The organism is Pseudomarimonas arenosa (assembly GCF_014841215.1).
Lineage (GTDB): Bacteria > Pseudomonadota > Gammaproteobacteria > Xanthomonadales > Xanthomonadaceae > Pseudomarimonas > Pseudomarimonas arenosa.
In genome coordinates, this window is the sequence record NZ_JACYTR010000048.1 from 24929 (window position 1) to 36445 (window position 11517).

General features: G+C 61.4%; 10 protein-coding genes. 5 read left to right on the forward strand and 5 right to left on the reverse strand.

Annotation, left to right across the window (positions count from 1 at the left end; translation table 11 throughout):
* Positions 1 to 3: 3 nt before the first annotated feature.
* Complete coding sequence (gene ccoN / locus IFO71_RS16500) at positions 4 to 1440, reverse strand: cytochrome-c oxidase, cbb3-type subunit I (RefSeq protein WP_192030763.1); 1437 nt, start codon at positions 1438 to 1440, stop codon at positions 4 to 6.
* Positions 1441 to 1776: 336 nt separating this feature from the next.
* Between ccoN and IFO71_RS16505 the strand changes: the two genes are divergently transcribed.
* On the forward strand, positions 1777 to 3069 hold the full coding sequence (locus IFO71_RS16505; RefSeq protein WP_192030764.1) for an adenylosuccinate synthase: 1293 nt from the start codon (positions 1777 to 1779) through the stop codon (positions 3067 to 3069).
* Between the two features lie 97 nt (positions 3070 to 3166).
* On the opposite strand, the gene IFO71_RS16510 is transcribed toward IFO71_RS16505, so the two are convergent.
* Both IFO71_RS16510 and IFO71_RS16515 read right to left on the reverse strand, forming a co-directional pair.
* A complete protein-coding gene (locus tag IFO71_RS16510; RefSeq protein WP_192030765.1) occupies positions 3167 to 3478 on the reverse strand; it encodes a hypothetical protein in 312 nt (103 codons plus the stop codon).
* A gap of 106 nt (positions 3479 to 3584) precedes the next feature.
* Positions 3585 to 4406, reverse strand: coding sequence for a helix-turn-helix domain-containing protein (locus tag IFO71_RS16515; RefSeq protein ID WP_192030766.1), 822 nt, complete (start codon positions 4404 to 4406; stop codon positions 3585 to 3587).
* A 109-nt stretch (positions 4407 to 4515) separates the two neighbouring features.
* On the opposite strand from IFO71_RS16515, the gene IFO71_RS16520 reads away from it, so the two are divergent.
* Together IFO71_RS16520 and IFO71_RS16525 are read left to right on the forward strand one after the other, a co-directional pair.
* Complete coding sequence (locus tag IFO71_RS16520; RefSeq protein WP_192030767.1) at positions 4516 to 4935, forward strand: hypothetical protein; 420 nt, start codon at positions 4516 to 4518, stop codon at positions 4933 to 4935.
* Positions 4936 to 4945: 10 nt separating this feature from the next.
* Positions 4946 to 5350: a phosphopantetheine adenylyltransferase gene (locus IFO71_RS16525; protein ID WP_192030768.1), complete on the forward strand. Its 405-nt coding sequence runs from the start codon at positions 4946 to 4948 to the stop codon at positions 5348 to 5350.
* A 6-nt stretch (positions 5351 to 5356) separates the two neighbouring features.
* On the opposite strand, the gene IFO71_RS16530 is transcribed toward IFO71_RS16525, so the two are convergent.
* Positions 5357 to 7681, reverse strand: a complete 2325-nt coding sequence (locus tag IFO71_RS16530) for a bifunctional serine/threonine-protein kinase/formylglycine-generating enzyme family protein (RefSeq protein WP_192030769.1) — start codon at positions 7679 to 7681, stop codon at positions 5357 to 5359.
* A gap of 191 nt (positions 7682 to 7872) precedes the next feature.
* On the opposite strand from IFO71_RS16530, the gene IFO71_RS16535 reads away from it, so the two are divergent.
* Positions 7873 to 8871 carry a bifunctional helix-turn-helix transcriptional regulator/GNAT family N-acetyltransferase gene (locus IFO71_RS16535; protein WP_225444719.1) on the forward strand — a complete coding sequence of 333 codons (999 nt, stop codon included), beginning with the start codon at positions 7873 to 7875 and terminating at the stop codon, positions 8869 to 8871.
* A gap of 297 nt (positions 8872 to 9168) precedes the next feature.
* Here IFO71_RS16535 and IFO71_RS16540 read toward each other — a convergent pair whose 3' ends face one another.
* Positions 9169 to 10875, reverse strand: a complete 1707-nt coding sequence (locus IFO71_RS16540; RefSeq protein WP_192030771.1) for a hypothetical protein — start codon at positions 10873 to 10875, stop codon at positions 9169 to 9171.
* Positions 10876 to 10988: 113 nt separating this feature from the next.
* On the opposite strand from IFO71_RS16540, the gene IFO71_RS22000 reads away from it, so the two are divergent.
* Positions 10989 to 11282 carry a hypothetical protein gene (locus tag IFO71_RS22000; protein WP_225444720.1) on the forward strand — a complete coding sequence of 98 codons (294 nt, stop codon included), beginning with the start codon at positions 10989 to 10991 and terminating at the stop codon, positions 11280 to 11282.
* Positions 11283 to 11517 lie beyond the last annotated feature (235 nt).

Consider the following 11517-nt stretch of genomic DNA (forward strand, 5'->3'; position numbering starts at 1 on the left):
GGGTCAGGCGTGGGCCGGTTCCAGCACCGGGGTTTCATCGACTTCGTCGCGGGCCATGCGGAATGTCTTGTAGGTGTTCCAGGCCATGATCAGCATGCCGCCGACTACCAACACGCCGCCGAGGAAGCGGAACAGGTAGTAGGGGTAGGTGGCGACCACCGACTCGATGAAGCTGTAGGTCAAGGTGCCATCGGCCTCGGTTGCGCGCCACATCAGGCCCTGATTGATGCCCGCCACCCACATCGCAGCGATGTAGAACACTACGCCGATGGTATGTACCCAGAAGTGGGTATCGATCAGCTTCTCGCTGTACATCGCTTTCAGCCCGAGCACGCGCGGGTACAGCATGTACATGGCGCCGATCGAGATCATCGCCACCCAGCCCAGCGCACCGGAATGCACATGGCCGATGGTCCAGTCGGTGTAATGCGACAGCGAGTTGACCGTCTTGATCGACATCATCGGGCCCTCGAAGGTGCTCATCATGTAGAAGGAGAGCGAGACGATGAGGAACTTGATGATCGGGTCGGTGCGCAGTTTGTGCCACACGCCGGCCAGGGTCATGATGCCGTTGATGGCACCGCCCCAACTGGGTGCCAGCAGCACCAGGGAGAACACCATGCCCAGGCTCTGCGCCCAGTCGGGCAGGGCGGTGTACTGCAGGTGGTGTGGGCCGGCCCACATGTAGATGGCGATCAGTGCCCAGAAATGCACGATCGACAGCCGATAGGAATAGATCGGTCGTCCGACCTGCTTGGGCACGAAGTAATACATCATGCCGAGGAAGCCGGCGGTTAAGAAGAAGCCGACCGCATTGTGGCCATACCACCATTGCACCATGGCATCGACGGCGCCGGTGTAGACGCCATAACTTTTGGCCAAGCTGACCGGCAAGGCCAGATTGTTGACGATATGCAGCACCGCCACGGTGATGATGAAGGCGCCGTAGAACCAGTTGGCCACGTAGATGTGCGATACACGGCGTTTGGCGATGGTGCCGAAGAAGACCACCGCGTAGGCGACCCAGACCGCAGTGATCAACAGGTCTATCGGCCACTCCAGCTCGGCGTACTCCTTGCCCTGGGTGATGCCCAGAGGCAGGGTGATCGCGGCCAGTACGATGACCGCCTGCCAGCCCCAGAAGACGAAGGCCGCCAAGCCATCCGAGATCAATCGCACATGCGAGGTGCGCTGCACGCAGTAGAAGCTGGTAGCGAACAGGGCGCAGCCGCCAAAGGCGAAGATCACCGCATTGGTATGCAGTGGGCGCAGTCGGCCATAGCTGAGCCAGGGGAGATCGAAATTGAGAGCCGGCCAGTACAGCTGTGCCGCAATCAAGACGCCCACCAACATGCCGACGATGCCCCAGACCAGGGTCATCACAGCAAATTGACGGACTACTTTGTCGTTGTAGCGTTCGTTGAGGGCAACGGATGACATGCGCGCGTCCTTGGATCTACGTCGCATGCATTTTGGCTGGCTGAATGAGGCCAGCACTTGACCTTGATCAAGTGCGATTTCGGCTGCACGGCCGAAGCAAATGGAGGATAATTTCGCAAAGCCGGGTCAGCCCGGCTTTTTCCATGTTTGGGCTATGGTGCTCCCCACTCCCCTTGCGGGAGAGGGGCGGGGGAGAGGGGCTAAAGCGGTGCGCGAGCTGCGCTGAGCGCCCGAGGCAGGAGCCGGGGGCCGGCCGAGCGGACAGGGCGTGATGCCCGAACCTGGTCGGTGACATCGCCCCGGTTGAATGAAATTACTAGCTTTGAGGATGTCAAGATGGGTCAGTCGGTAGTGGTGCTTGGAGCTCAATGGGGCGACGAAGGCAAAGGCAAGATCGTCGACCTGCTGACCGAACAGGTCGGTGCCGTAGTGCGATTCCAGGGGGGGCACAATGCTGGCCACACCCTGGTGATCGGCGGCAAGAAGACGGTGTTGCACCTGATTCCCTCGGGCATCCTGCGTGACGACGCGCTGTGTCTGATCGGCAATGGTGTGGTGCTGAGCCCGGCGGCGCTGCAGAAAGAAGTCGCCGAGCTGGAAGGCAATGGGGTCGAAGTGCGCCCACGGCTGAAGATCAGCCCGGCCACGCCGCTGATCATGCCCTACCACATCGCCCTCGATCAGGCGCGTGAAAAGGCGGCGGGTGGTAAGGCGATCGGTACCACCGGCCGCGGTATCGGCCCGGCCTATGAAGACAAGGTCGCCCGTCGCGGTATTCGCGTTGCTGATCTCAGCTATCCCACCGAACTGGCCGAAAAGCTGCGCAGCACGATGGATTATCACAACTTCGTGCTGACCAAGTACCTCGGCGTGGCAGCGGTCGACTTCCAGCAGACCTTGGATGATGCGTTGGCCTTCGGCGAGTATGTCGACCCGATGAAGGTCGATGTGGCCGGTCTGCTGCATGATCTGCGCAAGCAGGGCAAGCGCGTGCTGTTTGAAGGCGCGCAGGGCTCACTGCTCGATATCGATCACGGCACCTATCCCTACGTCACTTCCAGCAACACCACCGTGGGTGGTGCGCTGGCCGGCACCGGCGTGGGCGCCGACTCGATCGACTACGTGCTCGGCATTGCCAAGGCCTATGCCACTCGCGTCGGTGGCGGCCCGTTCCCCACGGAACTGCATGATGAGTTGGGCGAGGATATCCGCAAGCGCGGCGCTGAATTTGGCGCCACCACCGGCCGTCCGCGTCGCTGTGGCTGGATTGATCTGGTCGCCTTGAAGCGTGCGGTGGCGATCAATGGCATTTCCGGACTTTGCATCACCAAACTCGATGTGTTGGATGGTTTGCCGAGCTTGAAGATGTGTATCGCCTACCGCTATCGCGGCAAGGAAACCGAGTACGCGCCGCTGGACGCAGCGGGATGGAACGAATGCGAGCCGGTGTACCTGGAATTCCCGGGTTGGACCGAATCCACACACGGCATCACCGAATTCAGCAAGTTGCCGCCCGCGGCGCGCGCCTACCTGCGTTCACTGGAGGAACTGGTCGGCTGCCCGCTGGCCATGGTCAGCACTGGGCCGGAACGCGATGCCAATATCATTCTGCAGGATCCGTTTGCCTGAGCCGAACCCTGCCGGTCAGGTTGCGGATTCACGGAACAAAGCGGTGCGTCCACCACGCACCGCATGACGATGCCGGCCAAGCGATGAAGCTACAGGTTCAAGCTTGCTCGTTCACCAGCAGGCCGCGACGCTCCTGCAGATCGGTGGCGGGACGGCTTTGGGCCTGATTATCGGCCTGGCTGCTGGCATTGCTGCCTTGCACCGTTTCGCTGGCGCTGAGTTCGTTGGCCGAGAGTTCGCGAGCGGCATCGCTGAGGCTGACCACGCTGCTGGCGGGGCGCTCGGAGCGCAACTGCTGGTCCTCGCGGGCATCATCGCTGCCTTCGCGTGGGTTGTTGACGCGATTGGCGTCGAGCCGTTGCACCGCTTCGAACTGCGACGGGCCGGGGATGGTCGTGATCGGGTTCATTGCACGCCCTCCTTTGAGCTTCCAAGCCTAGCGCGCCTGTTTGCGCGCTGCCAGCGGTGATCGACGGATCTGCCGCAACGACCGCAGAATCTACGCCATTGTGAGCTCAGGTCGCGTCGGCCAAGCGCTGCAGCAAGGCCGCACTGGCTGGGTCGGCCGGATAGAACGCTTCCAGTGCCAACTCCGACAATGTGATGTCGGTGGGGGTGCCAAACACGGTGATGGTCGAGAACAAGGCCAGCTCACCCTGCGGCAGCCGAAGTCGGAACAGCACCACAACATCGGCGCGCGGTGTCGAGTTGCTACCGACCTGCTCGCCGGGCAGCGGGGGATAGGCGGATAGCTCCTGCAGCAGCGCCAGTAGTTCTGCATCGCCGCTGGCATGGACTTGCATGCGCAGTCGGGCCAACAGATGCTGTCGCCATTCGCCCAGATTGAGTATCAAGGGCGCCATGCCGTTCGGGTCGAGGCTGAGCCGCAGCACATTGAGTGGCGGCTGCAGGGCGCTGGCCGGCAACACCGAGAGCAGCCGTTGCGCCGCTGCGTTGGCGGTTTGCAGATTCCAATGGCGGTCCACGACCAGCGCCGGATACGGCTCGTGTGCCTTCAGCAGCAATTCCAGAGCAGCGCGTGCCTGGGTCAGTTGCGGATCATCCAGGCGCCGTTCGCCAAACATGGGTGCAAAGCCGGCGGCAACCAGCAGGGCATTGCGTTCGCGCAGCGGCACCTGCATCAATTCGGCCAGATGCAGCAGCATGTCGCGGCTGGGGCGAGCCCGGCCATTCTCAAGAAAACTGAGGTGGCGGGTGGATATGTCGGCTTCCAGCGCCAGATCGAGCTGTGACAGACGCCGGCGCTGACGCCAGTCGCGCAGCAGCGGGCCGATCTGTGCAGGCGTCTCTGGCATCGCGGTGGCGGCGCGGTTCATGCGGTGATCCTAGTCCGACGGCAGGCTCGGTAACATTACCTCAGAGGTAATCGACCGCATTCCCGCTTCGCCCGCATGATCGCCTCGACTTCACTGCGAGGAGAGCGTCATGAACCGGATCCATGTGTCTACTTGGCTGCGTTGGGGGTTGTCGGTCGATGCGGTTGCGAGTGCCTTGTTCGGGCTCAGCCTCACCCTGTTTGCCAGCCCACTTGCCCAGCTGTTTCAGCTACCCGCGATCGGCCTGTTCGCGGTTGGCCTGTTCTGTCTGCTGTATGCCGCCATCATTGGGCGGATGGCGCCGCGCGAACGATTGCCGAGTTGGGCGGTATGGACGGTGGTGATTGGCAATCTCGTGTGGGCTGTCGATAGCGTACTGTTGGTTGCCTTGGATATCGTGTCGCCCAACCCATGGGGGCAGGCCATGATCTACGTTCAAGCGGCGGTGGTGGTGGGCCTTGCCGAATGGCAGTACTTTGGCTTGCGTCGTTCGCAGCCCATCCCTCACCGCTTGGTTGCCAGCATATAAGGAGCCACCCATGAACATCGCGCCCTGGCTGGTGCGACTCGGCTTGCTGGTGGCGGCATTGATTCATCTTGCGCCCTTGGCTGCAGTTGCGGGGGCGAGCATGCTGAGTCGGATGTATGGCGTGGTCACCGAGGACCCCAGCCTGCTGCTGTTGCTGCAGCACCGAGCATTGCTGTTTGGTCTGCTCGGCAGTCTGTCCTTGGCGGCGATGTGGCGGGTCGAGTTGCGCAGCCCTGCGTTGTTGGCAGCGCTGGTCAGTATGTCGGGGTTCCTGCTGCTGGGCGCTGAGTCGATGTCCAGCTCCGCCCTTAACGCGGAGGTAAATCGCGTGTGGTGGGTGGATCTGATTGCCTTGCCCTGCGTACTGTCGGGTGCGGTTGCCCAGCTGTGGTCGCGGCGTCGCGGGCGAGGCTGATTGGGCTCACCGACGCTCCAGTTCCGCCCGCTCAACCTCTCGCACCAGTCTGAAACCGATGTCATCGTAACCACGCGTTCCATCGACAGGTTCATCGCGTTGGCGGGTGTCGCTGCGGTCACGCCAGCTGAAGCCGCGCTGCTCGACGGTGGTGCAGCCAGCGCCACAGCCCAGCCACTCCCTTACATTGCCCGCTGCGCTGTGCACACCGAGCCGCGACTGCGCCCCGCGGCTGGCCGGTCGAGTGCCTTCGTCGGCACAGCGAGCGGCAGCGCATTGGCTGCCGGCGGCATCGGTGGGTACCCAGGTTTGCCACTCGTCGCGGTTCGGTAGCCGGTATCGCTGGTTCTCGGCGGCGGAGCGCCAGGCTGCGTAGGCCAGCGCATCGGCATGGGATACGCAGACCGCCGGATGATCAGCCTGCTGATTGAACCCGGGCTCAGCAACGCTGCGCTTCTTCATGGTGAACATCGCGGTGCGAATCTTGCAGTTGGCGGCCGGGCGTTTCTGGGCGTCGATGAAGCGCAGGTAGTCGGCGCGGGTGACGGTGCGATCAAGCATCGCCAGGCCCGGCGTGTCGCCAGCGGGCAGGCGAACCAGCACCCACGGTGAGCTGGCACCGCCAATGCGATCTCCCAGACGTACGGCCACAATGGTTTGCGACCAGTAGGGTTTGAACAGGTCGGCGGACAGCCCTAGTGCGCCGGCCTGCTGTTTGGCTTGCTGCAGCGCGGCTACATCCTGCTTGGCCAAGGCCTGCTGCATGTCTGCCCGCAGCGGGGCGGCAACTGCCTCGAAAGTCGCGTTCAGCGCTGTGTGCTGGCCACCCAGCAGTAGGTCGGCCAGGCGCTGGGATCGCTCCAGCAGGCCCTGTGCGATCGGCCATTTTTCCTGCTCGATGGCCTGCAGGATGTACGGGCGGGCGGTTTCCAGCCAGCGCTCGGCCAATGGCGCCAGTTCGGGGGCATCGGGAAGAAGCTGCTGTGCGGTCAGCAGTGATTCGTACGCGTTGTCACCGGCTGGCTGGGTCAGCCGACGTCGCTCGATCTGCCGTCCGGCGCTGAGCAGCGCCTGCTCACCGGGAGGCAGGGGTACGGAGATCGGCTCAATGATTTCTGCGTTCGGCAGGTCTTCAGCGACAACGTCCAGCACCTCGGCTGACGACGATGCCGTCGACGCAACTGCGTGTTCAGTGTTGTCGTTGGGCGTTCGAGTTGGCGCTGGGGTCGCCGCAATCGGAATCGGCGCCGGTGAGGGTTCACTCTTCGGCCACAGCAGCAGCGCTGCCGCGAATAGCGCCAGGCAGGCGGCCGCCGCCAGCAGCTGTCGGTTCAGCCGTGGGCGCAGCCATCCCCTGAGCTGAGCAAACCGGTCGTTCAGTCGCGCCAAGCCCAGCCAGGCAGCTTGCTTGACTTGCTGCCAAGCCGGCGCAATATGCGGTGTCAGATCGCGGGTCAACAGTCGCTGCTGTTTGGCAATGGTGATCTCCACCTTGTCCAGCGCCGCCATCATTTCTTGCGCATCGGCGAAGCGCTCGCCCGGCAGTTTGGCCATGGCCCGGTCGACCAGTATCTGCCAGTGCTTGCGCTCAGCCGGCAGTCGCGGCACCGGGTCGGTGGCATGCATCAAGGCGAGGCCAAGTGGATCGGCGTTCTGATACGGCAAGCGCCCGGTGAGCATTTCAAACGTCAGCACGCCCAGGCTGTACAGGTCCGCTCGACCATCCACCGGTTCGCCGCGCGCCTGCTCGGGCGGCATGTGGGCGCCGCTGCCAACGGCGAATCCGCGTCCGGTAACGCGCGAGCGATCCTTGCGATTGATGGCAATGCCAAAATCTGTCAACAGCGGCCGGTCGGCGTTGTCGAACAAAACGTTTTCCGACTTGACGTCGCGGTGCACCACACCTCGGCCGTGAGCGTAGTCGAGCGCCCACAACAAGGAGCGCAGAACTTCGATGATACGCGCTTCGTTGTCGCGGAAATTCCGTTGGCCCAGATGGCCTCGGGCCAGATACGGCAAGACATAGAACAGCAGCCCGTGCTCGGTGCGGCCAACTTCGTAGATGCCCACGATGCACGGATGCTGCAGGCGGGCAATGGTGCGCGCCTCCTTTTCGAAGCGCAGCTTGCTGATTTCGTCTTTCAGTGCTTCGGGCGCGATGACCTTGATCGCGACCTGGCGATCGAGCGACTTCTGCACTCCGAGATACACGTACGACATTCCGCCGCGCCCGATCAAGCGCAGTACACGATAGCCGGGGATGTCCGGCATCACCCCGCTCAGAAGCTCATGTAGCTCCTCGGGCGAGAATTCGGGTTGCGAAATGACCATGGTGTGCCGAGCCAAGTACTCCGCTCAGCATAAGCGAGACCGATGCCTCGGGGTGAGTGCCAATTGTGGATATTGCGGCCAAATGGCACGGCGCTGGCGGGGGCAAAGTGACTCGCAGAGTCACCCGCGCTTGCGCGCGCCGCCGGGAGCAGATAGGTTAGTGCTTACGTAAATGCTGATTCCTTGGTTTGATGATGGAATTCGTCAATCAATTGGGCCTGCTGGCACTTGGCAGTCGACTGCGGGCACTGAGTGACCGCCTGTATGCCATTGCCGACCAGATCTATGCTGGTGCCGGGCTGAAGCTGCAGGGCCGCTGGTTTCCCCTGCTGCGTCTGTTGCACGATCGTGGTTCAGCCAATGTCGGCGAGATTGCCGAGGCGATCGGGCAAACCCATTCTGCGGTCAGCCAGTTGGCCAACAAACTGGTGCGCGAAGGCTGGTTGCTGTCGCGTTCGTTGCCGGGCGATCGACGCCAACGTCGCCTGCAGTTGAGCGCCAAGGCCGAGCAGGAACTGCGCGCCGCCAAACTGATCTGGCGCGCCATTGAGCAGCACCTTGCCGAGGCCTGTGCTGCGACGGAACTGGATGTATTGGGCACCTTGCAAGGGCTGGATGGCATTCTGTCCGGCCCGATCATCGAGGCGGTGAGCGAGCGCGCCCATCGTATGCGGGCGGAGGCAGTGGAGATCGTGCCGTTTCGAGACGATTTGCAGCCGCACTTCTATCGTCTAAACGCAGATTGGTTGCGTAAGTTCTTCTACCTGGAAGAAATCGACCACTTCGTGTTGTCCAACCCGCAAGCGGCCATCCTGGCCGACGGCGGCGCCATCCTGTTCGCCAGACTCGGTGAGCAAATCGTCGGCACCTGCGCGCTCAAGCACGAAGGAAAGGGCGTGTATGAACTCACCAAGATGGGCGTCGACGAAGTTTGCCAGGGGCTCGGCATTGGTCGTCGCCTGATCGATGGCATTGTCGATGAGTTCCGCCGACGCAAAGGCAAAACCCTGTTTCTCGAAACCAACTCAAAGCTAAGTCCGGCGATTCGGCTATATGAATCGGTTGGCTTTGAGCACCAACCCACGCGCAAGCCGGATTCGCACTATCAGCGATCGGATGTGTACATGATCTGGCGCGATCGGGAGAACGCGCCCAGGCCGCGGCGTAAGTCGAGCGCCGCGCGCGAGTAGATTCGACGTTGTGCGGTGTTCAGGGCGTGCCTCGATATGTACGCGTACTTGATGCAGCGCCGTTGATCAACAAGTTGCGCTGATGATCTCTAACAGGCTGCTGGGACGTTCATCCTGGAGTTCTTCGGCGCAATCGTTCGACCGGCTCACGGCAAGCCGGTCGCGGCAAATTCGCGCCACACCTGCCGTGAGCCTGTCGAACGGCTTGCCGGAAATCAATCACGTGCATGCTTGCTTTCCGAGCGCGCCGTCCGTGGCGCGCGATATCAGGCTGCTGAAACAAGACTCAGCTTCCTGCTAAGTCGGATTCTCGCTTGCCGGAATGATCTGCAACTCGAATGGAATCGCGTGACCATCGATCCACAGTGTCTTGACGCCTGGAGTGGCTCCGTCCCAAAGCAGCAGTTCGATGCGCGCCCCAATCGTTTTCTGAGACTCAAAGTAGTTGGCGTTGGGGTACGACGTTGTCGCTTGCGTTCCGTCTTTTGAAATCACCACGTAGCGGCGTTCGCCCATCCGTATATGAGTAGCGGGATCGATCCACAGATCGTGTGGGCCTTCGATGTTATCGGCCACAATTTCAACCGATGCGCGAGGACAGTTTCCGGCCATTTGCGCGCCGCAAATAGGTGGCGAAAATTGTCGCAACACTGGAACCATTGCCTCGGGCTGGCTCTCCGAAACAAAGTCGCCTCCAGCGCGCCCAGAATGCACCCTGACCGATTTGAGCACCAATGGAGGCTGCGCGCGCCAAACCGAAACGCCTGAGTTCGCACCCTCAGACCAACGGCCTCGCAGCGCCCCTTCGTGCATGCTCACGCTCATTTGGATGTTGCTAAACGGACTGATGCCAACGCTAAAGGTGTTGCCCTCTACCGAGGTGTTCCAAGCCCCAAACCGCCTTGACCACGAGCCGTTTGCGTTTCCGCCCACGCCAAAATGAGTCCAACCAGAGTCAAGCTTGCGAAAGTGTAGGTCCGGATGTCCCTTGCTAATGACGATTACGCCTTGCGAGTAGGGGGTGTCGCCCTCTCCAGCGCGGTTTTCGAACCTCCACAGGCCCTCGGCTTCAATCAACGGGTCACTTACTTCGGCGAGAAAATCGGGAGGCTGCCCCGTGCCGCAGGCCTCCGGCCAGCGCTGGTATTCCGGCCAGTGTTTGACGTCATCAGGGCAGAGAGAAACCTCTTGCGACTTGCACTCTGCAGTGAGCGACTCTCGCAGCTTCTGCCCCTTGCGGATGAGTGCGCGAAAAGACTTCGATGCCTCGTCGTAAACGAGGTCGGAAGAGCCTTGCAGGTGAAGCACCCATTTTCCCAGTAGATCCGTGGTTTCGGTGCCGGGCTCCATCACTTTGACCGGTTCATAGGCACAATCGCCTGACACCCACACATCGAACTGTTGCCCAACCTTGTCCCAATGCAGGCGCAGCCTCGCGCCGCAGCGCGCATCGCTGAACGCATTCAGCACGCGTGCGCCCAATGAGAAGCCTTGTTGGTAGGCCAATGGGGGAGTGTCACCTTGCAATTCTTTGAGCGCATCTTTCAATGTGCCCTTTATTGCGTCTTGCACTTGGCTCTTGGTCTTACCCAGCAGAAATTCTGAAATCGACTTTCCGCCCAGAGACACCAGGTCTTTCTCGATATCGACCACGATCTGGCCAAAGGCAGCCAAGGTTTCCTCATACTTCGATTCGAACAGGTACCGGTCTGCCGCGACGAAGGCGGCGCGCCGACACTTCGTCTCCTTTATATCGCCGCCTTTGAATGCCTCACTAACGATCAACTTCTGGCTAAGTGAGTTGGCGCCACGCAATTGTTCGAAGCGCTTGTTCGCCAGGTCGATAATCAAGCCGGATTCGGCATCCAATTGGTCGCTTGCCGAATAGGCGGCGAATCTCGCTTCCAAGCTGCGTTCCAAGGCTGCAGGATCAGTGACTTGGGCCCGGGCTTGCACGCAGCCGAACAGTCCAATGGCAGCGACAAACAACAAAGCGCTTCGCATGCTTCACCCCCGCATGAGTTGCGAGATCCGAGGCGAACTTTCCTCGATCAGGACGACAGTAGCGCAAGTATCCATCTCGAACAAATCAATGCGCCAACTCATGAGCATTCCATGTGAACACCCGCGTTGTGGCATTGCCACTTGCCGTCACGCTGATGGCTGCCGCGCTCTCCTTGCGTCTTGCCATCCGCAAGCATCAACGCCCCGGGGCGCCAGGCTCTTCCTGGTTATGGCAGGGAAACATCATGTTAGCCCGGATGTTTCATGAGGGGGCGCGGATGATCACTGAGGACTTTGCGTCGAGTGCAAGGCGCGACGAGCCCAAGTGGTGGGCCCACTTGAACGCGGCAATCGGCGCAAAGGACCTCAGGGCGAATGCCCTGCGTAGCCGCGCAGCGGCCGAATGAGGGCCGTGCCAGCGCCGAAAGATCGCGAACACTCTGTTATCTCAGCACCATCGGTCGAAACTCTCGCCCCGCTTGGAATTGCCGGATCTTTCGGCGCGACCTCATGAAATATGCCTCTATCGAATTCCAAGTGGGTAACTGAGAATTTTGGTCTGACGCCGACAGCCTCCGTTTTGTCGAGCGCAGGCTGATTTCGGAGAGTGAGACCCATGCACGACAAGTTGTTCGAAGCTGC

Bases quoted from the DNA above. Each gene is read 5' to 3' on its own strand.
- IFO71_RS16510 (WP_192030765.1), bottom strand. From the start codon at position 3,478: ATGAACCCGATCACGACCATCCCCGGCCCGTCGCAGTTCGAAGCGGTG.
- IFO71_RS16540 (WP_192030771.1), bottom strand. From the start codon at position 10,875: ATGCGAAGCGCTTTGTTGTTTGTCGCTGCCATTGGACTGTTCGGCTGC.
- IFO71_RS16505 (WP_192030764.1), top strand. From the start codon at position 1,777: ATGGGTCAGTCGGTAGTGGTGCTTGGAGCTCAATGGGGCGACGAAGGC.
- IFO71_RS16520 (WP_192030767.1), top strand. From the start codon at position 4,516: ATGAACCGGATCCATGTGTCTACTTGGCTGCGTTGGGGGTTGTCGGTC.
- IFO71_RS16525 (WP_192030768.1), top strand. From the start codon at position 4,946: ATGAACATCGCGCCCTGGCTGGTGCGACTCGGCTTGCTGGTGGCGGCA.
- IFO71_RS16515 (WP_192030766.1), bottom strand. From the start codon at position 4,406: ATGAACCGCGCCGCCACCGCGATGCCAGAGACGCCTGCACAGATCGGC.
- IFO71_RS16535 (WP_225444719.1), top strand. From the start codon at position 7,873: ATGATGGAATTCGTCAATCAATTGGGCCTGCTGGCACTTGGCAGTCGA.
- ccoN (WP_192030763.1), bottom strand. From the start codon at position 1,440: ATGTCATCCGTTGCCCTCAACGAACGCTACAACGACAAAGTAGTCCGT.
- IFO71_RS16530 (WP_192030769.1), bottom strand. From the start codon at position 7,681: ATGGTCATTTCGCAACCCGAATTCTCGCCCGAGGAGCTACATGAGCTT.